Origin of the sequence: Psychrobacter sp. Rd 27.2, from assembly GCF_001921755.1 — a bacterium.
Lineage (GTDB): Bacteria > Pseudomonadota > Gammaproteobacteria > Pseudomonadales > Moraxellaceae > Psychrobacter > Psychrobacter celer.
On record NZ_MRYB01000007.1, the window covers coordinates 17,376 to 39,160 of the forward strand.

General features: G+C 48.3%; 13 protein-coding genes. 5 read left to right on the forward strand and 8 right to left on the reverse strand.

All coding sequences use genetic code 11. From position 1 onward, the window contains the following. Positions 1 to 206: 206 nt before the first annotated feature. The 3 genes from glyA to BTV99_RS07455 form a co-directional block, all read right to left on the reverse strand. The gene (glyA, locus tag BTV99_RS07445) at positions 207 to 1,463 is read right to left on the reverse strand and encodes a serine hydroxymethyltransferase (protein ID WP_075101749.1); all 1,257 of its coding nucleotides are present in this window, start codon (positions 1,461 to 1,463) and stop codon (positions 207 to 209) included. Positions 1,464 to 1,747: 284 nt separating this feature from the next. Next, a complete protein-coding gene (locus tag BTV99_RS07450) occupies positions 1,748 to 2,293 on the reverse strand; it encodes a chorismate lyase (protein ID WP_075101750.1) in 546 nt (181 codons plus the stop codon). Positions 2,294 to 2,349: 56 nt separating this feature from the next. Next, a complete protein-coding gene (locus BTV99_RS07455) occupies positions 2,350 to 3,726 on the reverse strand; it encodes a GNAT family N-acetyltransferase (protein WP_075101848.1) in 1,377 nt (458 codons plus the stop codon). Between the two features lie 852 nt (positions 3,727 to 4,578). Between BTV99_RS07455 and BTV99_RS07460 the strand changes: the two genes are divergently transcribed. Continuing rightward, positions 4,579 to 6,798, forward strand: coding sequence for an NADP-dependent isocitrate dehydrogenase (locus BTV99_RS07460; RefSeq protein ID WP_075101751.1), 2,220 nt, complete (start codon positions 4,579 to 4,581; stop codon positions 6,796 to 6,798). Positions 6,799 to 6,979: 181 nt separating this feature from the next. On the opposite strand, the gene icd is transcribed toward BTV99_RS07460, so the two are convergent. Beyond that, complete coding sequence (gene icd / locus BTV99_RS07465; RefSeq protein WP_075101752.1) at positions 6,980 to 8,239, reverse strand: NADP-dependent isocitrate dehydrogenase; 1,260 nt, start codon at positions 8,237 to 8,239, stop codon at positions 6,980 to 6,982. Between the two features lie 527 nt (positions 8,240 to 8,766). On the opposite strand from icd, the gene BTV99_RS07470 reads away from it, so the two are divergent. Together BTV99_RS07470 and BTV99_RS07475 are read left to right on the forward strand one after the other, a co-directional pair. After that, positions 8,767 to 9,399: a pseudouridine synthase gene (locus BTV99_RS07470; RefSeq protein ID WP_075101753.1), complete on the forward strand. Its 633-nt coding sequence runs from the start codon at positions 8,767 to 8,769 to the stop codon at positions 9,397 to 9,399. Positions 9,400 to 9,509: 110 nt separating this feature from the next. Continuing rightward, positions 9,510 to 10,379, forward strand: coding sequence for a DUF305 domain-containing protein (locus BTV99_RS07475; RefSeq protein WP_075101754.1), 870 nt, complete (start codon positions 9,510 to 9,512; stop codon positions 10,377 to 10,379). Between the two features lie 117 nt (positions 10,380 to 10,496). On the opposite strand, the gene BTV99_RS07480 is transcribed toward BTV99_RS07475, so the two are convergent. Further along, positions 10,497 to 12,494 carry a M61 family metallopeptidase gene (locus tag BTV99_RS07480; protein WP_075101755.1) on the reverse strand — a complete coding sequence of 666 codons (1,998 nt, stop codon included), beginning with the start codon at positions 12,492 to 12,494 and terminating at the stop codon, positions 10,497 to 10,499. Between the two features lie 346 nt (positions 12,495 to 12,840). Here BTV99_RS07480 and BTV99_RS07485 point away from each other — a divergent pair, with 346 nt between their 5' ends. Beyond that, positions 12,841 to 13,326 (forward strand): peptidylprolyl isomerase, encoded by a 486-nt coding sequence (locus tag BTV99_RS07485; protein WP_075101756.1) that lies wholly within the window; start codon positions 12,841 to 12,843, stop codon positions 13,324 to 13,326. Between the two features lie 541 nt (positions 13,327 to 13,867). Here BTV99_RS07485 and BTV99_RS07490 read toward each other — a convergent pair. Continuing rightward, positions 13,868 to 16,084, reverse strand: a complete 2,217-nt coding sequence (locus BTV99_RS07490; RefSeq protein ID WP_075101757.1) for a carboxy terminal-processing peptidase — start codon at positions 16,082 to 16,084, stop codon at positions 13,868 to 13,870. A 606-nt stretch (positions 16,085 to 16,690) separates the two neighbouring features. On the opposite strand from BTV99_RS07490, the gene nagZ reads away from it, so the two are divergent. Further along, on the forward strand, positions 16,691 to 17,773 hold the full coding sequence (gene nagZ / locus BTV99_RS07495; protein WP_075101758.1) for a beta-N-acetylhexosaminidase: 1,083 nt from the start codon (positions 16,691 to 16,693) through the stop codon (positions 17,771 to 17,773). A gap of 149 nt (positions 17,774 to 17,922) precedes the next feature. Here nagZ and BTV99_RS07500 read toward each other — a convergent pair whose 3' ends face one another. Continuing rightward, entirely contained in the window at positions 17,923 to 19,518 is a 1,596-nt protein-coding gene (locus tag BTV99_RS07500) for an OmpA family protein (RefSeq protein ID WP_075101759.1), read from the reverse strand. Positions 19,519 to 19,839: 321 nt separating this feature from the next. Next, complete coding sequence (locus BTV99_RS07505; RefSeq protein ID WP_075101760.1) at positions 19,840 to 21,363, reverse strand: hypothetical protein; 1,524 nt, start codon at positions 21,361 to 21,363, stop codon at positions 19,840 to 19,842. Positions 21,364 to 21,785 lie beyond the last annotated feature (422 nt).

Consider the following 21,785-nt stretch of genomic DNA (forward strand, 5'->3'; position numbering starts at 1 on the left):
ATTTTTAGAATGAATTGACTATACTATCAAGTCGTATTAACAGAGAGTTTTTTAAAGTGACGGATTGCCCAGCTTTGTATGTATAGACGGTTTAATTCGCATAAACTGACCACTTAAAAAATAAACGCCAGTGCAATAAAAAACCGCCTAGCCATTAAGCTAAGCGGTTTTTTTCAACCTAACGGTAAAAATCAAGCAATCGAAAATTACTGGTTTTTTTCGTAAACTGGTAACTCTTTACAGATGGCTTCTACTTTGCCGCGTACTTCAGCAGCGACTTTTTCGTCACCGCGGCTGTCTAGTACGTCACAGATCCAGCCTGCCAACTCGCCTGCTTGTGCTTCGTTAAAGCCGCGCGTGGTAATCGCTGGCGTACCGATACGGATACCAGAGGTAACAAACGGCGATTTTGGATCGTTTGGTACAGCGTTTTTGTTCACAGTAATGTGGGCATCACCAAGCCATTTGTCTGCTTCTTTACCCGTCATTTCTTGCTTGACTAGGCTGATGAGCATCAAGTGGTTTTCAGTACCGCCAGAGATGATTTCATAGCCACGCTCTTGGATGACTTTTGCCATTGCTTGGGCGTTTTTGACCACTTGCTGCTGATAGGTTTTAAAGTTGTCTTCTAGCGCTTCTTTAAAGCAAACCGCTTTTGCCGCGATAACGTGCATGAGCGGGCCACCTTGGTTGCCTGGGAAGACAGCAGAGTTTAGCTTTTTCGCCAGCTTCTCATCACGCGCCAAGATCATACCTGAGCGCGGGCCGCGTAGGGTTTTATGCGTGGTGGTGGTGACCACATCGGCAAAGGGTACTGGGCTTGGGTAAACGCCGCCTGCAACCAGACCCGCCACGTGTGCCATATCAACCAGCAAGTACGCGCCCACTTCGTCGGCGATATCACGGAAACGCTGCCAATCAACGACTTGTGAATACGCGGAGAAGCCTGCGATGATCATCTTTGGCTTGTGCTCACGAGCCAGAGCATCAACTTGGTCATAGTCGATCAGGCCAGTGCCTTCGACGAGGCCATACTGTACGGCGTTGTAGTTCAAGCCTGAGAAGTTGATGTGCGCGCCGTGGGTCAAGTGACCACCAGCGTCTAGGCTCATGCCAAGTACGGTGTCATTGGCCTCTAGCAAAGCCAAAAATACAGCAGAGTTTGCTTGGCTACCAGAGTGCGGCTGGACGTTGACGTATTCTGCACCAAACAGCTCTTTTGCGCGGTCGATGGCCAATTGCTCGATCACATCGACGTGCTCACAGCCGCCGTAGTAACGCTTGCCTGGATAGCCTTCCGCGTATTTGTTGGTTAGGTCGGTGCCTTGTGCTTCCATGACCGCTTGTGAGCAGTAGTTTTCTGAGGCAATAAGCTCGATATGGTTTTCTTGACGCACGCTTTCGGCGGCCATGGCTTCTGCAAGTACTGGATCAAACTCTTTGATAGAAATATCTTTAAACATAATAATGTCCTAGGTAGTGGCTATCGTTAATGGTAGTGTTTATCGAAAAGAAGCGAGTAGCAAAAGGAGGTAAAACAGGCAAGCACAGGCAATTGGCCTGTCATTGACGTGTCTATATCGACAATCAAATCGACACGCAGGCGTCGATATCATCGCTAAAGTTTAAGTGTAACATGAAAATTTGTATGGTGAGCGCAAAAAAACCTCACGCTAAGCTGAACAAATTAAATGGCCTTATAACGCAAATAAATAGCCAATAAAATAAAGTATTTATCACGGTATATTTATATGCTTGGATATAAATTTTTCTGTTCTCTGTTGCAGCCTATCTGTGATTGTCTATTTTGGCTGAACGCGGGCAAAAACGTCTCGCTGATCAGCAGCGTACGCCCATACCAGTCATAACGCGTTTGCCGTTGCCAGCCTTTGGCCGTCTGCGAGATAAAACGCTGATTGGGCAAGGTGCGGCTGCGCTTAAATAACACATAACCGATGGGCGTACCCTTGAGCTGCTGCAAACGGCGGGCGCGGCCTTTAAGACTGGGCAACGGAAAGATGCTCTGTGCCTCGACCCACGGCTGCTCATCATTGCCATATAGGTACACCTCGCGTACCCACGCCAGCATCGGCCGATTTAGCTGCGCGCCTCGTACACCCAGCTGGCGTTTTTGTGCCAGTGTCAGCGCGCGATAGCCTTCAAATCGGCGCTCAACGCGCAAGGGCTGCCGAGCTTTTACCTCAAGCACAGCAGTCAAAGAGCCTTCGACATTGAGCCAAGCGTGTAGCTCGGCAGGCGGCGGTACAGAGCAAAACAAAGGATTATTAGGCATAATAAGCGGCTAATGATGACGGATAAAAGACAGATAAAAAATAGATGAGAGCAGCGCTAGCGACTGGCAGCAGCGGCGGGCATATTATCAGCATTGAACGGTAAGGCGTCAAATGCTCGTCGGCGATACTCGGCCATATGCTCTTTGTCTCTACGGCAAAAGTCCGCAATTGCTGGCACAAACCGCCCATCATAAACACGGTGCAACGAGTGGGTGGTCGTCGGTATAAAACCGCGAACCAGCTTATGCTCGCCTTGCGTCCCTGGATCAAAATAGCTCAAACCCTGCTCGATAGCAAACTCGATGCCTTGATAATAGCACAGCTCAAAATGCAAGCTGTCATAATCCGCCAACGCGCCCCAATAGCGACCGTATAAAGTCGCGCCTTTGCTATCGGGCTTATCGTACAAAAACAAACTACTGGCAATGATATCACCATGCGCATCACGCGCTTGAGCCAGCATCAGGTGCTCAGGCATACTCGCGGCCAACGCCATAAAAAAATCTAACGTTAAATAAGGCTGCTGGCCGCGCACCGCATAGGTCATCACATAGCAATGATAAAAAGCGTGCCAGTCCTCCTCACAAATCGTATCCCCGCATTTACGCTGACAACGGATGCCTTGCTCGCCGACCTTGCGGCGCTCAGCGCGGATGGTCTTGCGCTTTTTGGCTCTTAACGTTGCCAAAAACGCCTCAAAATCTGCAAATGGCTGTGCGTTTTTTAATAGTTCTTTGTTTTGCCACAAAAACTGACAGCCCTGACGCTCCAGTATCGGTATGTCGATGGCCGCCGCTGCGCCGCCCTGCTTTTGCGCCGCCAGTGCACGCCTGACATCGCTATCTGTCGGCATGGCGGCAGCTACAATATCGGCCAGCTCAGGCGTGACAAACAGTCCATGCCAGCTTGATGCCCCCACTTGCTGAGCAATATCATCTACGCCTACTAGGGCGGTCTTTATGATATCGGCACGCAGGCGCTCGCCATCAGCCAGCCAAAACCGCTGACCGGTAATCGGCGTATAAGGTACGCTACTGACCAGCCGCGGATAGTAGTCGACACCATAGCGCGCGTAGGCCTCTGCCCAAGCATGATCAAACACAAACTCACCGCGGTGATGACCCTTAATAAAGACTGGCAGCACCGCTATAGGATGCGTGACGGATACCTTGTCGCCTGCAGCTAATGCCTTATTGTCACCGTCAGAGTGTGCCTTGCTGTTTTTGATGTCAGCGGCGTTTGGCGGCGTTGTACCCTCATCGACCTGATGGATCAAGACATATATCGGTAGCCAGCCTGCCTGCTCACCGATGGCGCCCGTGTCTGCCAGCGCTTGCCAAAAATCAAAGGACATAAATGGCGTGTCTGGCGTTTGCCACTCTGCCATCTGCTGCCAGCTGGTATCACTCATCAGTGCGTATTTTAAACGTATGCTCATGGTCACTCTAGCCGCTCTATGTGTGTCAATTTTTTATTTAGGGCGTATATCAGTCAATCACTTATAAGAGACAGCCAAACATGGTGAGATGCCTGCTCGCGTCAAAACGGCAGCAAATATCAGCCATCGCCGCTTTAGCTCAGGTTTGTCGCTATATGTGAGACAAAGGTATGCCCTCACCTACAATAGCCTAGCAAATTTTTGCCGGTTTGCTGTCACAATTTGCAAAGCACACTCACCATTTTATAAAAACCACTGACAGTAAAGGCGCGGTTTTAGAATGACGCTTGATAATAAGAATTGATAATAGAGGTTTGGGAATCTGGCAAATAAGAATGACGCACGGTTTGGATTTACTTAATTGATAACGGGTAAGCACCCATGAAATGACAGTAATCGCTGGGAAGGGATGATATAAAAGCGGATGACTGGTAGAATAACGCTGTTCTTAGCTTAATATAATTTTGGTACATAGGACATAAGCGAAAACAGTATACTTAGTTCATGATATAGGATTGACACCGTATCGAATTTATAGTGGATCCTTTATAATATACTCTTAGCCATTTGCTTTTAGGTCGCTTTTTTTAGATGGTGATATCATCATTGCAAGCGCCTTTTGAATAAAAACCAATCAAAGCTAGCCACTACGGTTATAAAGGCTAGCCAACAGCAACAAGAAACTTAAGTAGCCTCAACCATTGCAAGAGACTACATATAATGTACGGGATCGAACCATAGCGTTTGCTATTGCATAGTATTATTTAACGATATGTCGTTTAACGATTTGTAGCATTATATTTGAGCTTTATTATTCACTACAGCCTATAGGAATATTCTACTAATATGTCAAAAATTATTTATACAAAAACTGACGAAGCCCCAGCGCTGGCGACCTTATCATTCTTGCCGATTGTCAAAGCCTTTACCAAGACAGCAGGCGTCTCTGTCGATATCAGCGATATCTCTGTGGCCGCGCGTGTGTTGGCCGAATTCCCTGAGCACCTCACTGAAGAGCAGCGCGTAGCTGACAACCTCGCAGAGCTAGGTCGCCTAACCCAAGACCCAAATGCCAACATCATCAAACTGCCGAACATCAGTGCCTCAGTACAGCAGCTAAAAGCCGCTATCAAGGAATTGCAAAGCAAAGGCTATGCCCTACCTGACTTCCCTGATGAGCCAAAAACTGAGGAAGAAGAAAGCATCCGTAAGCGCTACGGCAAAGCACTAGGTAGCTCGGTCAACCCCGTACTGCGTGAAGGTAACTCTGATCGCCGCGCGCCAAAAGCGGTCAAAAACTACGCACGTAAGCATCCGCACTCAATGGGTGAGTGGAAACAGTGGTCAAGCACCCACGTCTCACACATGCACAGCGGCGACTTTTATGACGGCGAGCAATCGATGACCCTCGACAAGGCTCGTACCGTACGTATGGAGCTGTTGCTCGAAGATGGCACCACCAAAGTCCTAAAGCCAGAGATTGCTTTGTTGGACAAAGAAGTCATCGATCTGATGTTTATGAGCAAAAAAGCGCTACTTGAGTTTTATGAGCGCGAAATGGAAGACTGCCGCGAAGCAGGTATCTTATTTTCATTGCACGTAAAAGCCACGATGATGAAGGTATCTCACCCTATCGTCTTCGGTCACGCGGTCAGAACGTATTATAAAGACGCTTTTCAAAAACATGGTGCGCTCTTTGATGAGTTAGGTATTAACGTCAATAACGGTATGGCATCACTTTACGACAAAATCAAAGAGCTGCCAACCTCTCTACAAGAAGAGATTGAGCGCGACTTGCATGCTTGTCAAGTACATCGTCCACGTCTGGCGATGGTTGACTCCTCAAAAGGCATCACCAACTTCCACTCACCAAGCGATGTGATCGTCGATGCCTCAATGCCTGCGATGATTCGCTCCGGCGGTAAGATGTGGGGCGCGGATGGCAAAATGTATGACTGTAAAGCGGTTATGCCAGAGTCTACCTTTGCGCGTATTTATCAAGAAATGATTAACTTCTGCAAATGGCATGGCAACTTTGACCCAACCACCATGGGTACAGTACCAAACGTCGGCCTCATGGCTCAAAAAGCTGAAGAATACGGCTCACACGACAAAACCTTTGAGTCAAGCGACGCTGGTATCGCGCGTATCGTAGATGTGGATACTGGTGAAGTCCTCATGGAGCAAGCCGTCGAAAAAGGCGATATCTGGCGCATGTGTCAGACCAAAGATGCCCCGATCCAAGACTGGGTAAAACTGGCCGTACGCCGTGCCCGTGAGTCAGACACGCCAGTGATCTTCTGGCTAGACCCATACCGTCCGCACGAAAACGAGCTGATCAAAAAAGTCAAAATGTACCTAAAAGACCATGACACCGATGGCCTACATATCGAAATCATGTCTCAGGTTCGCGCCATGCGTTATACCTTAGAGCGCGTCGCTCGCGGTCTAGACACCATCTCTGCTACTGGTAATATCTTGCGTGATTACTTAACAGATTTGTTCCCTATCTTAGAGCTTGGTACCAGTGCCAAGATGCTATCGGTCGTGCCACTCATGAAAGGCGGCGGTTTGTTTGAGACAGGTGCAGGCGGTTCAGCACCAAAGCATGTCGAGCAGTTGGTAGAAGAAAACCACTTGCGCTGGGATTCACTAGGCGAGTTCTTAGCCTTGACCGAATCTTTAGAGCATTTGGCCAAAAACGACAACAATGCCAAAGCGCAAGTATTGGCAGATACCCTCGACAAAGCCACAGAAAAACTGCTAATAAACAACAAGTCACCATCGCGTAAGACAGGCGAGATTGACAACCGTGGCAGCCACTTCTACCTAGCGATGTACTGGGCAGAAGAGCTGGCGGCTCAAGACAAAGATAGCGAGCTAAAAGCACAGTTTACACCGCTGGCAGAACAACTGCAGCGTGACGAAGCGGCCATCATCAAAGAGTTGAATGATGCCCAAGGCAAGTCGGTAGATATCAAAGGCTACTACTTAGCCGATGAAAAACTGGCTGAGCAAGTGATGCGTCCAAGCACGTTGTTCAACGAAGCGATCGCCTCATTATAATCTGATGCGCCGCTGATATGCCTGAGCGCTGGGCGTAAAGGATGTATTTAAGCCTTTACGCCCACTTTTAGCATAAAAAACACCCTTTATATCTGAAATCTAAAGGGTGTTTTTTTGCTTATTTTTAGGGTGAGTCCTTATGTAAAGACGCATTGATTAAGTTGCAGACATGCCCCGGCGTTTAAGCGTGCATGTGCTTGACAATGGCTTTACCAAACTCAGAGGTACTCAGCAAAATAGCATCTGGCATCAACCGCTCAAAATCATAGGTCACTGTCTTATTAGCGATAGCACCTTGGATGCCGCTGATGATCAAATCGGCCGCTTCCGTCCAGCCCATGTCTCGCAGCATCATCTCAGCGGATAAGATAAGCGAGCCTGGGTTGACCTTGTTTTGTCCAGCGTATTTGGGCGCCGTACCATGCGTCGCTTCATAAACCGCGATTGCGCCGCCTTTATTGGCACCTGGTGCGATACCGATGCCGCCCACTTCTGCTGCGAGGGCGTCGGATATATAATCGCCGTTTAGGTTGAGCGTCGCCACCACCGAATAATCAGCAGGGCGCATGAGGATTTGCTGCAAAAAAGCATCAGCGATGACGTCTTTGATGACGATGTCATTGCCTGTTTTTGGGTTTTTCATCGTCATCCAAGGCCCGCCATCCAATAGCTCGGCACCGAAGCGCTCGGCGGCAAGCTCATAGCCCCAATCCTTAAACGCGCCTTCGGTAAATTTCATGATATTGCCCTTGTGCACCAAGGTGACACTAGGCAAGTCATTGTCGATGGCATACTGAATGGCCTTACGCACTAAGCGCTGCGAGCCTTCTTTTGAGACAGGTTTGATGCCGATACCGCAGTCATCATCAAAGCGAATCTTGGTGACGCCCATCTCTTCTTTTAAAAACTTAATGACTTTTTTAGCCTCATCACTGCCTGCCTTCCATTCGATGCCAGCATAGATATCTTCTGAGTTTTCGCGGAAGATTACCATGTCTGTCAGCTCGGGATGCTGCACTGGGCTTGGCACTCCTTCAAACCAGCGCACGGGTCGCTGGCACACATACAAGTCGAGCTCTTGGCGTACCGCGACGTTGAGCGAGCGAAAACCGCCGCCCACTGGAGTCGTCAATGGTCCTTTGATACTGATGACATAGTCTTTTAAAATCTCCAGCGTCTCGTTGGGCAAATAATCCCCATCGTATACTTTTGCCGCTTTTTCGCCGAGATAGGTCTCCATCCAAATGATGGATTTTTTGCCATGATAAGCCTTGTCCACTGCTGCATTGACGACTTTTATCATCACAGGCGTGATATCGACTCCGATACCATCACCCTCGACAAAAGGGATAATCGGATGATTGGGCACATTTAAAGACAAGTCAGCATTTACCGTGACTTTTTCGCCGTCTCTTGGGACGATCACTTTATCGTAGGACATGAGTAACACTCCTTAATGATTTAATTATGAGTTATTTAATTATATATCTTGGTCATTTATCGTACTTTTGCCAATCTGATGAGTAACTCCTTATGTCATTTACCATACTGCAAAACCTGCCTAAACCATAGAGGACAAAAACACAATTGGCCCATAACGAGCATAATTATAAAGATAGTTTATACAGTATTAACAAATCACAAGGCGTTATATGCTAGGGTTTTGATGAGACGTTACTGTATGCTGCTTCGCCATTTATTGTTTAAAATCGAATACGTGGCTATCAATGCGCTCCAATGAAACGTTGTGTCGTTTTATATCGGATTGACTATAGTGCCTATCAGGATGTCAAAGACATAAAACCATAATAATAACATGGTGTTTATTCGCTGATGGGACGGTGTTATAGTCGCAGCACTTAAAACCGATACCACACCAACGGTTACAACCGGCGCTGTTTATACTTGTTTTATACTTCATAGTGCCCTTTGACCGCTTTGTCAGTTTATTTTAGGAATGTTTACATCATGCCGAGCTCTAGTCTCATTTTGTTCAATAAGCCTTATGGGGTGCAAAGTCAGTTCCGTGACGACAGTAATAATGACCACGCCACCCTATCGGCATACTTTACCGATAAGTCGCTGCGAGTGGCGGGCCGGCTTGATGCAACTTCAGAGGGGCTACTGATTTTGACCAGTGATGGCCGAGTCAACAAAGCCATTACCCAGCCACCATCGGCGGCGAGCTTTAAAAAAGACAAGCACAAGCAAGGCAAGACCTATTTGGTACAGGTCGAGGGGATGGCAACGCCTACACAGCTACAAGCCTTGAGCGAAGGCGTGCACCTAAAAGACGGTAAAACCTTACCTGCACTCGCCCAGATGGTCACAGAGGCGGACTTGCCAATAGCCTTATGGCCCCGCAATCCGCCGATACGTGAACGCAAAAACGTCCCAACGTCTTGGCTAATGCTGACCATCTACGAAGGCAAAAACCGCCAAGTCAGGCGTATGACCGCTCATGTGGGTCTGCCTTGTCTGCGTTTGATACGCTGGTCGGTTGCAGGGTTTGAGTTAGGCCGTTTGGGGGTCGGTGAGTTTGTCCGTATTCATCTGAATGACGAGCGCTGTCGACAATTAGGGATTGGGCACGCACTCTAAACATCATGTCTCGAACTGGTAAGGTTTATCTGTTAAGATTCAGCACATTACGGATATTATCTCATCACTCGTCTGTTTTTATCATTGCCGCTTTATAATAGGAATATATCATGATTGCTTCTCGTCGCTTTTCTTTGCTTGCCACCAGTATTGCTGCTGCGCTGATATTAAGCGCCTGTCAGCCGGCGACTGAAGATGAGGCGACGCCTAGCGATACCGCAACGCCGCCCATGACCGACCTAGAGGTCAACCCAGCTGATGCACAAACGGATGATGGGCTGGCTAAAGATGATGCAGCAAACGAGACTCAAATGACCGATATGCTCAGAGACTATACGAGGGCGATGACACGTATGCACGATGAGATGATGATCGGTATGGGTTATAACGATCCTGATACCTCGTTTGCCAAAGCCATGCTTGGTCATCATCGCGGGGCGATCGAGATGGCAAAAATCCAGCTAAAACACGGGACAGATGATAGCATGCGGCAACTGGCGCAAAACGTCATTGACGCCCAGCAGCTAGAGCTCGATACGTTAAATAAGTGGCTTGCCAGCCACCCCGACACCGTCAAAACCAACCCGCACACAGAAGCCATGCAGCAGGCCTATGCCAGAAGCATGGATGTCTTACACGGTGATATGGTGCTTGGTATCGCCGACCCGCAGCCAGACATGGCGTTTGCTCGCGGTATGCTGCCGCATCATATCGGCGCGGTAGATATGGCCAACGTACAGCTCAAGTACGGCACTGACGAAGAGATGCGCCAGTTGGCACAAAGCATCATCGACACCCAGCAAGCTGAGATTGAGCTGATGCAAAACTGGATTGCAAACCGCAGTGCGGACGCCGCTGAGACCAATACCAATGCAGATGCGGACTCTATGATTGACGCGTCAGACGATCAAGCTCAATCGTCTCAATCTCAGCCGTCTAAGGAGCCTGCTACAGCACCTGCCAAAGATGGTGAGTCGTAAATACACACAAACATAGCAAGGCAGCTGTGTCACCAAGCCTCTCTTTGGCGACACAGCGAACAGTCTTTAGCCCTTAGCCTCTAATCTACTCTCAGACAAAGAAAGGGCGACTTTAGCCTACCTATCTGCCCACACATTTAGCCATGTATGCCAGCCTGCTTGGGTTGGCGATGCCGCCTCATCACTGGGCGATGTGCTCGTGGGCGTTGCAAGATGCAAAGTGACTTTATAAGGGCAATCTTGATAGAGGCTGTCTTGCTCAGTATCTACTGCTGCATTTTTCTTCTCAGCGGCCGCTTTGGGTAATACGGTGACCGACATCAGCTCATCTCGGCGAAACAAATGACAGTCAATCTTGCGCGCAGACGTACTCAGAGACGATAGCTGTTTGGCATCGGCTTTGATACCGTCGATGGCGACGATCACATCATGGGCGGAGATACCCGCACGCGCCGCCGCACTACCGCGTAGGACTCGATTGACTTTGAGACCTGCTGGGGTGTCGCTACAGCGCATACCCCAAGGCACATGCTTGTCCGCCGTCTCCTTACTATTGACATGTAACTTGACACCATTGGCACTCAGCAATGTCTGTATCGGCAACGCCTCAACGCCATTGACGTAGCGGCGCTCAAAGTTCTGCCAGACATCAAGCGGCATAAACTGACTGATGACCGCGCCCATATCGGCACTGCTGATACCGATGCGCTTTTTGTCATTTTGCTTGGCCTGTCGATAGAACTCCTGTATCACATCAAACAAGCGATAGCGACCCTTGGTTTTCTCAAGCAAAGTCAAATCCAAGCAAAGCGCCACCAAGGCGCCTTTATTATAATAGCTGATACCTGCGTTGCCTGTGTTTTCATCATTGCGATACAGCTTAATCCAAGCATCAAAGCTCGACTCAGCCACGCTCTGATATGCGCGTCCTGGCGTCTGGTAGTAGCGATTGATTTGCTCAGTCAGCAGCTTCAGATAGCTGGCTTTATCGATGACACCTGATGCTTGCAGCATAAAGTCGTCCACATAGGAGGTAAAGCCCTCAAACACCCACAGCAAAGGCGTAAACGCCTCTTTTCGTAGATCAACCTCGAGCATCACATCGGGGCGCACCGTCTTGACCCACCATGCGTGGAAGTACTCATGACTACACAAGCCCAAGAAACGCTGATAATCGCTGCTGGGTATTTTTGGCTCATCGACACTTGGTAGGTCGCGGCGCGGGGTGATCAGGCTGGTAGAATTGATATGCTCAAGCCCGCCATAGTCCTGCCCACTAGCAAAGGTCATAAAGGTATAATCTGCAAAAGGCGCATCGCCTAGCCAGTCTACATAGCTCTGGCATATCTGAGTGATGTCCTGCTGCAACCTGCCCATATTGCTGCTGTGCTTGCCTGACAGAGAAAAACGGTGACGCAGCGTCTGATGCGCACTGTCTTGAATAATAAAATCAAACCTATCTTGCTCGGCAATCTCAAACGGATAGTCAATCAAGTCATGGTAGCTTGGCACTTGTAGCGCAAAGCACAGCTGCCCCTCTAGCTGCAGCTCTGTGTAGTCCATGCCTATTGCCAGACAAACACGCGCCTCATCTTTATCTGCCAAAAACGTTGCAGGAACGATGAGACTGACTTGCAGCTTTTGCTGTTCTTGTCCTTCAACAGCCAATGCAAGCGAGGTAAAATTGCCATACAGTCGCTGCTGATCGACGTAGGCGGTGCGCACCGACAGATCATAACAGTAGACCTCATAATGAACGCTGACGCTCTGTCCTGCCTTTATCTGCGGGAGCTGCCATGTGTGCTTGTCTATTTTTTGGCCACGGTAAGGCTGTGACGACATATCACGAGCTGTATCCTGCTCATCTAGCACCTGATAATGGACAGCGGTGATATTGCGAGCAAACTCGCGCATCAAGTAGCTGCCTGGTATCCATGCAGGTAGCCAAAGCTGCGGCGCATCGGTGCTGGCGGTAAAGCTCAGCGTCACATCCACCAAGTGCTCAGCAAAACGGGCAAAATCAAAACGATAACGAATATCGATGTCTGCTGTGCTCTGTACGTTGGCATCATAGTTGGCTGGCTGCTCATTGGTCTTTGAGGTAATCTGTGTCATTTTCTTGTCTCATTTTTATGGTTATCATTATGGTAGAAGCCCTACAGACAAAACGCAACTGATAAGCGTTTTATACTGGAGCGTTCAGGCATATGACGAGCCCATCCGTTTATATTTCAAAAAAAATAGCTATTTAACGTGATTAATTGGCATTTTTTCTGTTTTTTGCCTTGAAAGTTATCAAAGCCATCTCAATTAAAGATGCTAACTGCTAAAGTTACTTTTACAAACCGAAATAAACTGATGATAATTGACTAATGACGTGGCTATTTGGCTGGCTGATTGGCTTTTTTAGGTTTATTGCAACCGTATTTAATTTTTTACATCGATATATTTAGGATATTTTATGACTACTATCGCAAAAGACACCGCCGTCACATTCAATTACACGCTAAAAGACGACGAAGGCAACATCCTTGACCAGTCACCAGAAGGTCAACCACTTGCCTATCTACATGGTCACAGCAATATCATCCCAGGTCTAGAAAAACAACTAGAAGGCAAATCTGCTGGCGAAAAAGTAAACGCTGTCGTAGAGCCTGCTGACGGCTACGGTGAGTACCAAGAGCAAGCGGTACAGCACGTGCCACGTGAAAACTTCCAAGGTGTCGACGATATCCAGCCTGGTATGCAGTTCCAGTCAGAAGCGGGCGGCCAAGTGATGTTAGTGACCGTCACGGCAGTAAACGACAAAGAAATCACTGTCGATGCCAACCATCCATTGGCTGGTAAGCGTTTGACGTTTGATGTTGAGATTCAAGAAGTACGTGCTGCTACTGAAGACGAGCTAAACCACGGCCATGTACATGGCGCTGGTGGCGTTCAGCACTAATCGCTACTTGCATTTGGTAAGCAGTAAAAGGTCTGGTGGCTATAAGATATATCAGCCAACTGGCCAACAGGGTCGACTCAATTGAGTCGGCTTTTTTTATGCCTGCTGTTTTGTGCCTGCTCGTTTATACGATGCTTTTGTGGGAGCAGCGTTTTTAGCAGCTGACCGAACCATGCTAGCACAAGCGTCATTGAGAGCGGCGCAATGGTTTATCAATAAATCGCCATCCTTTAGACGTAACAAAGCCGCATAACGACAAGCATTATGCGGCTTTTATCACTAACCATCCATGTTAATGTTATCAAATACCTAATCCCGGGGTATCTCATAACTGACAGGCATCCAGCCTTATCATCCCTAATCAGCAAACCACCTATCCCTGATGCGACCTTTAAGATACCAATCCCTAGTATCCATGAACCGTTCCGTTCAATCGTGCCGTACAGTTATAATCGCAGATTGCCCTATCGTAAGTAAGAGGTCGAAACGTCAATCGGTGTAAGCATATGCTTACATACTATTGTTGTTTCGATAGCACTCATCATTTCTCTAGCGCCTCTTTAGGGCTCAGCAGCTGCTTTGGTTCTGCGCTTAACATGATATAGGCAGCTTCATTGATAAAGACTTCGTCCTCTGGCAGCTCTGGGCGCTCATTGGCTTTCATCTGACTGCGCTCTTCAAACTTTGCATCCATCGCCGCTTGATAGGTATTCCAATCACTATAAGGCTTTTCGCCCGTTGCAATCAGACGCTTGTTTTCTGCCTCAAGCGAGCGTTTTTCGATCAGCTGCATCTTGGCGCGGCGGCTATTGATATCTAAGCGAATGGGTTTTTTCTCATCTTCCATATCACGGATATCATTGAGCGTTGAGAGATAGACGAACTGCGGGTTTTGCTGTTGGCGAATCTTGGATTGTTGATTGAGTGTCGCCAAGGTATCGCTGCTAAACTTGCCCTCAGGCTTGTACGGCGCTGTTTTGATGGTGTCCCAAGGCAAGGCTTTTTTCTGCGCGCGCTCACCAAAGGTCGCATCATCATAGATATTGACCAGCTCGATATCTGGGACGACACCTTTGTTTTGCGTACTGCCGCCCGTCACACGATAAAACTTACGCTGGGTCAAGGTCGCTGTCCCAAGCGCTAGGCTATCGAGCTGGATTTGAGCAGAGCCTTTACCGGTGGTCGTACTACCAACGACCAGTCCGCGTCCGTAGTCTTGGATAGCGGCAGCAAAGATTTCGCTGGCCGAGGCAGATGCTAAGTTGGTCAGTACCACCATTTTGCCATCATACAGCTGCTCGCCGCCATCATTGTCGCGGTAGACTTGGATGTTGCCACGGTTGTCACGAATCTGCACGAGCGGCCCGCTCTTGATAAAAAAGCCCAGCATCTTGGCTACTTCATCCAAAGAGCCGCCAGGGTTGTTACGCAAATCCACCACAAGCCCATCGATATTTTCTTTATTAAGGGCTTTTAGCGCCTTTTCGGTATCGATGCTGACGCTGCGATAGTCTTCGCCATTGCGCCGTGCGCGGTAATTGAGATAAAAACTTGGTATCTCAAGCACACCGATACGTTTGGCCGTTTTGTCAATATTAGGACGCTGTACTTCGACGACGCGCTGCTTGACGCCCGACTCTTCTTGTTGAATGATATCGCGCACCACCGTCACGGTGCGAGCACTTGAGTCTGGCGTATTGGGCTGGCGTAGTTTGAGAGTCACTGAGGTACCGCGCTTACCGCGAATCAAACTGACAATCTCTCGCGTCGACCAGCCGACCACATCGGTCATGTTTTTGCCGTCTTTGGCGATACCGACGATCAAGTCATTGGGCTTTATCTGGCCAGTTTTGGCTGCAGGACCACCATCGACTAGCGTGACAATGCGCGTATAGTCTGGGTTTTTGCGATCTGGGCGAATAGATACACCAATGCCTTCTAGTTGCAAGCTCGACTGAATTTGCAGCTCAGTCGCTTGAATAGGCGCATAATAGTTGCTGTGTGGGTCATAGGTCAGCATCGCTGTATTTAAAATCGTCTCCATGATTTCATCGTCTTTGAGACGTTTAAACTGCTCTTGCTGACGTGTGAGACGCTTGAGTAATATCTCACTTGGTGTGCGTTTGTCATCACGGACGAGGTCTTGACCACGCGTGATATCAGGGTTGTTTAAAAACACCTGCTCTTTGGCTTTTTCGTCTTCTTGCCCCAAGGTGATGCTGATCAGCTGAAATTTTAGCTGGCGCGTCCAGTAGTCACGTTGCTCTTTTTTGGTCTTAAAATGCCCAAGATTTTCACGGTCTAAAACGATGGTCTCATCACCCGTCAAATCAATATCGGTCTTGAGCATTTTACTTGCCATGGCGAAGTACTCACTTGAGCGCTTGCGATAACGCTCAAATATCTCTACCCCCGCCGACAAATCTCCGCGCTTGAGGCGTGCGCCAAACTCGTCGGCGTATTTTTTCTTAAACTCATCGACATCAGATTGCAAAAACAAGGTGTGATTGGGGTCTAGGCTATCGATATACATCGATAAAATCTCGCTACCCATTTTGCTATCGAGTGGCTGATTGAGATAATGACTACGATCTAGCAAGGCGGCGACTTGGCGCGTAGTGACTTTTTGTTCAGGTGTCTGTACAAAGCCTTCGGTGCTGGTCTCTGCCACAGCGGTGCTATAGCTTTGGGTTAAAATAATACCGGCGATGCCCACTGACACTGCACTGAGTAACCACTGTGCTGGTTGTTTTTTCATCATATATACCTAGTTTTTTAAGTGAGTAATAATATCGTTATTGTAAAAATCCAGAAGGCTTTGCTCTGCTGCTATCTTGATACCCTCTCTGTTATTACAATCATTGGTATCGCAGATTGTAGTGATTGTAATAGCTGACTACCTATACGGCATTCTATACAGAAGTGACCAGATAGCATTAAAATATCGTGAAAAATCAATCAATATTATCACGAGCATCCATATAAAACTGTCTTAAACTGTATAAACAATCTTACACGCTACGCCGCTCTGTACCAAACTTTCTGTCATATTTATCGCAGTCCATCTTTGCGCTGCTAGCGCTTTTCGTACATCGACGAGATCACTCATTAAACCCCATAAGCCCATCAATTTAAAGCCATTTATCTGGCGCATTATACGCCGTGCCTAATAACTGTCATAATAAGGCCATCTACACAATATACTAAGGCGTGTCTGTAACGAATCGATGGGGCTTAAACGGTACAGTCTTCACAAACACCGTCACCCACCTTAGTACTCCTTATTGTCAATTCTATTAAATAACAGTAACAGTCGCATTTTAAGATAACCACTTATCAAGTAATAACCAAAAAGGATAACGCAATGTATGGCGTTTTAATGATTGATATCGATAGTACTGCTCTGACCGCTGAAGATGTCAGCTTAATCAAACAAGCACAAGTCGGCGGTGTGATTTTGTTTGCCCGCAACGTCACTGACGCCGCGCAAGTGCGCCAGCTGTGTGATGATATACGCTACCATAACCCTGATATCTTGATCGGCGTCGATCAAGAAGGTGGACGCGTGGCACGACTACGCAACGGCTTTAGCCCTTTGCCAGCGATGGGCAAGCTGGGTGAACGGTTTGAGCAAGATCCGGCGCAGGCGCTGAGCCTCGCTTATGACTGCGGCTATCTGATGGCGACAGAGGTGCTGGCCGTGGGGATTGATTTAAGCTTTGCGCCTGTGCTTGATAGAGGCGGTATCAGCCAAGTCATCGGCGATCGCAGCTTTCATCAAGAGCCGCAAGCCATCATTGCCTTGGCCTCTCAGTTTATGCGCGGCATGAAAACCGCTGGCATGGCGACCACAGGCAAACATTTCCCTGGGCACGGTGCCATCGCACCTGACTCACACGTGGCAGAAGCGATCGATAATCGCAGCTTAGATGAGATCATCAATAGTGACATGCAGCCCTTTGCCCAAACCCTACCATGGCTCGATGCGCTGATGCCCGCCCATGTGATTTTTTCGCAAGTGGATAATAAACCTGCAGGGTTTTCAAAGATTTGGCTACAAGACATCATCCGCGAGCAGTTAAAGTTTGATGGCGTGCTGTTTTCAGATGATTTGTCGATGGCAGGTGCGCAGGCGGCAGGCGATGTCAGTGCGCGGGTAAAAGCGGCCATCAACGCAGGCTGCGATATTGCTTTGGTCTGCAATGACCGTATCGCGGCTCATGAAGCCGCCCAAGCAGCGCAAGAGCTGCCCTATCCCAACCAAAACCGTGTCAAATCTATGTCCGGCAAGATACCTGCATGGCAAGGCGATCTTGAGTCAACTTGTCAGCAGTTTGACCACTGGCAGCAAGCCAAGCAAAACGTGACGCAGGCGTTTTTTGCAGCGGCCGAGACCCCTGCTAATCATTCTGCTAGTGACACAATAGACCCTACCGCTTATAAATAAGCGCTGCTCGTTTTTATCGCCATTTTTAAAATGAGGGCACGCCCTAGATTCAATACTTTATTTTGTGATCATTGCATTTTTGACAAATAAAAACCGCATTTTAAAATGCGGTTTTTTTAAGAGTAGCTGATATTTGAACGCAGCTGATATTAATTTGCTGGATCGATAGCGCTACCTTGAGTGACATCATCACCATCTGGCAATAAGTCATCGTTGTTACTATCTAGCGGGTTTAAGTCTGGATCAAGCGCATCGTTACTGATTACCATGCCTTCATTTGCTACATTGATCTCATCATTGACGACAAACTCGATGCGGCGATTGCGGAAACGGCCTTGTTCAGTTGAGTTATCGGCGATTGGCTCTGACTCACCCATACCTTTGATGGACAGTTTGCTGGCATCGACCCCTTGGGCGACCAAATACTCTTTGACAGCATCGGCGCGCTCTTGTGACAGCTCGATATTGTAGTCGTCAGATGCTTGGCTATCTGTATGGCCGATAATCATCAGCTCCATATCTGGTACTTCATTGATGATTTTAGCCGCGCGGTCCAGTAACGCTTTGTTGGCATCAGGGATGATCGCTTTGTCTAATTCAAAATTAATCACTTGTATGCTCAAGGCGCGCGCCACATCACGAGGGTCTGGATTGTCACCCAAGTTGGTCATAGCGGCATCAGCGGCCGTTAGACTGTCGTCAATCTCGCCTTGTAAGTCCAGTGGGCCTTCCGCTTGGACAGTCATGGCAGGCGCAGCCGCTTGTAAATCGGTCACTAGCTGTTGTAATGCTGCCTCGTCTGGGGCGTTAACGGTGATGGTATCACCTTTGATGACCATACTGGCGTTTGGTACGTTTTTGACGATGGGCAAAATAGAAGCAAGCTGAGCAGCGGCTGGCATATCGGTGGCAAAGTTATCATCGACGTCTGCGCGGCATTTATTGGCTTCATCGCCAAATGCGGCAGTCAACGCATTCATCACTTTGCTTTGTAGGGTTTCGTCACCGGCATTCATACGGCAGGCATACAACTCATTGTTTTCGCCTGTCGCGATACGCAGTGAAGCAGGCTCTACATCTGCTGCAACTGCTACTTGCTCATTGCCTGCTGCTTGTTGCTCACTGGCAACTGGTGTGGCAACAGGTTCAGGGTTTTCTTGACAGCCTCTGAGTAGCGCCCATGCCAGCGCCCCCAAAATGATCAAACCAATAATCGGTAGCAGCGCTTTCATAAAGCTGCCTTTTTCTTCTTCGGTATGCTGCAATGGTGCGGTGCTGGTGGTATCAGAGATACGAGTACCACCCGCAGCTGGGGTAGCCGCCAACATGCCAGCTGGCAAGACCGTACTTGCCCATGCAGGAATATGATGCTGATAACTGGCCAAATTATCATTTAAGAACTGCGGCACAGGTGTGGTGCCTGCTAAACTTTTGATTTCATGAAATGCGAGCGGTGCTGCCATCGCAATCAAGCCGCGAGCGGCGGTAGCATCGACATTGTGCTTGCCCGCCAGCTCACGCGAGATTTGATCGCGGTGAGCGCCTTCTGTCCAGACGCGGTCATAAAACTCTTGATCGTCACGGGCGATGTTTTCATTTGCAAAGCGTCCATAAGTATCATGATCAGCAAGACGCGCGGCAAAGATAGCATAAAACTGCTCAAGCAAGCTTTCTTTGGCTGGGCTGTGATCATCTCCTAGTACTGCAGGGCTGACGGTCCGTGTTAGATGACTGATAATATCCATTGGATAATTCCTCCGTTAATACCTATTTATGTAATTACACTCTTCACAATGCTTTTTTTAACAATACTTTATAAGTTCAACGCTTTGTAGGTTCAACTCATACATTCAACTTTTGTTATTATAAAAGTATTAAGTATCCGTTCACAATCAACAGGTTGTTGTGCAAATGCTACGTTAAGTAATGTTTCAGTTGAGACACGTAACTATCCCACCCTGCGACCCGCCCAAATGCGACTGTCCGACAAAAGCTTAGAGAAAGACTTAAAGGAAAACACAGAGATAACTGTTTAGTAAAACGAGCCATCTGTAGCGATCACATCGCTACCTAACTTGTGCTGGCTCGGCGACGATCACACTACTTGCCATCTCATCTACCTCTGATAGCGAAATAGGGCCTGACGGCCTAGTTTGGTTGTTATTAGACGTATTGTTATTAGACGGTATATTGTTAGTCGGTATATTACTGTGCAAGTTATTAGGGGCAGTGTTGGGCGTATCGGCAGGTATACTGGCATTATTGTTGGGCGCAGGCATGACGCTATCGCCTGTTTCATCGTCTGCCGCCTGATATTCGCCAGCACCAGTAGCATTATTGGGGTATTGATCATTGCTCAGACCTTCAGCATCACCCAGTTCGCTGGTTGCGACGTTCGGGGCATCAGGTAAAGGGATGGGCGCGGTACTATCGATGACCATGGCTGGCACCAAAGTCCGCATCTCACTGAGCAAACGCTGTAGCAGCATGGCATCTGGCGCTTCTAGCGTAAGTCGATCGTTTTGTAGATGCAAGCGGGCAAAGGGCGTGGACCTCAGCATCGTCAACACATTGGGCAATAGCTCTGCTGGTAGGTTGGCAATACTGTTGGCAACCCCTTGTTGTACGGTAAACTGACAGATCGCTGCCTGCTCGCCAAAGCTTGATCTGAGCGCTTGCTGTAAGGTGTTTTGTAGTGCTGTATCACCGACAATCGCGCTACAAGTGTATAAACTACCACTATCGTCCACACCTACGATAAGCTCAACAGGCGTCGGCGCGGCTACTGGTTCAGGCGCAGGCGGCACGGCCACAGGCTCGGTGACAACAGGCTCGGCTGGCGGCGCGCTATTGGGTTTTAGGACAAACGCCCATAAAGCAAGGCCAAGCGCAGCCACCGCCAGCAACAACAAAAACACCCGCACCAACAAGTCGCGGCGCTGATTACGGCTGCGTACTCTTTCTTGCTTTAGACTGATGTTTTCGGCCAGATGATGCGCCGCTGGACTGGCGTGGATAGCGCTACCTGCTTTATTAAAACGCCCCTCAGAACCCTGTGTATCATAGGCACGTGCATCAGAGTCATCGGTATCGTTTGGGTTAATAGGCGCATTGGTAGCCATCTCAAAATTCGTTAAGCCGCCGCTGGCTGCTGCGGTGATGATAGGTGCTGACCATATCGGTAAATATTGGCGCAGCGCTGACGTCTGCTGCTGTAGAAATGCGGGCAAAAACTGACCATTTGCCAAGATCATAAGCTCCCGATAGACCAGCGGCGCGGCATTTGTCAGTAGCTGTTTGGTCGCAGTTTCATCAATATGATGATCGGCCGCCAGCGCTTGTATCATCCCTTGCTGTACGGCAGAGTCTGGCCATAGCTGCACAAAAAACGGACGCTCTACAGCCGCCTCTGTACTGATTGTCTCATCACTACGCAATAGCTCAGAGTATATATCTGGCTGCGCCAAACGGGCAGCCAAAACCGCATAGAACTGCTCAAGCAAACTGATATAAGCCACGCTTTGGTGACTCGCCTGCTCACCTAAGACAGCTGGGGTCACGGTTTGCTCTAGTTGATCGATGATACTCATAGATGACTGCCTCTATCGGCCATTGATGGAAATTTACAAAATGACAAGCTTGTATTTTATTATGACTAGGGTTGACGCTATTGAAAAGCAGTATCGGTAAAGAAAAAGTACTGGCTGTATGCTTTCAATAACAGCGCCAGTGTAGCAAAATCACATCGACATTGATGACCTATCATGCTAGCTCAAACTCATGCCAGCTCAAACACTACCTAAGTCAGGTTTGACTGCTATCAATCATTGCATGGCTACATTATTCACCAGAAAAGCATAAAAACGCAGCGTTTTGTCACATAATAGGTTTTGGCATTGGCTCAACTACTGTTAGTATTATGACTTACCTCGGTGCTCGATCAGCGATAATTTGGTTCACTATAAAATATAACACCACTAGCGCATGGCTGGGATAAATATGGCTTATGCTG

Excerpts from the sequence above, each read along its gene's own strand:
- glyA (WP_075101749.1), bottom strand. The coding sequence starts at position 1,463 with ATGTTTAAAGATATTTCTATCAAAGAGTTTGATCCAGTACTTGCAGAA.
- BTV99_RS07450 (WP_075101750.1), bottom strand. The coding sequence starts at position 2,293 with ATGCCTAATAATCCTTTGTTTTGCTCTGTACCGCCGCCTGCCGAGCTA.
- BTV99_RS07460 (WP_075101751.1), top strand. The coding sequence starts at position 4,579 with ATGTCAAAAATTATTTATACAAAAACTGACGAAGCCCCAGCGCTGGCG.
- icd (WP_075101752.1), bottom strand. The coding sequence starts at position 8,239 with ATGTCCTACGATAAAGTGATCGTCCCAAGAGACGGCGAAAAAGTCACG.
- BTV99_RS07470 (WP_075101753.1), top strand. The coding sequence starts at position 8,767 with ATGCCGAGCTCTAGTCTCATTTTGTTCAATAAGCCTTATGGGGTGCAA.
- BTV99_RS07475 (WP_075101754.1), top strand. The coding sequence starts at position 9,510 with ATGATTGCTTCTCGTCGCTTTTCTTTGCTTGCCACCAGTATTGCTGCT.
- BTV99_RS07480 (WP_075101755.1), bottom strand. The coding sequence starts at position 12,494 with ATGACACAGATTACCTCAAAGACCAATGAGCAGCCAGCCAACTATGAT.
- BTV99_RS07485 (WP_075101756.1), top strand. The coding sequence starts at position 12,841 with ATGACTACTATCGCAAAAGACACCGCCGTCACATTCAATTACACGCTA.
- BTV99_RS07490 (WP_075101757.1), bottom strand. The coding sequence starts at position 16,084 with ATGAAAAAACAACCAGCACAGTGGTTACTCAGTGCAGTGTCAGTGGGC.
- nagZ (WP_075101758.1), top strand. The coding sequence starts at position 16,691 with ATGTATGGCGTTTTAATGATTGATATCGATAGTACTGCTCTGACCGCT.
- BTV99_RS07500 (WP_075101759.1), bottom strand. The coding sequence starts at position 19,518 with ATGGATATTATCAGTCATCTAACACGGACCGTCAGCCCTGCAGTACTA.
- BTV99_RS07505 (WP_075101760.1), bottom strand. The coding sequence starts at position 21,363 with ATGAGTATCATCGATCAACTAGAGCAAACCGTGACCCCAGCTGTCTTA.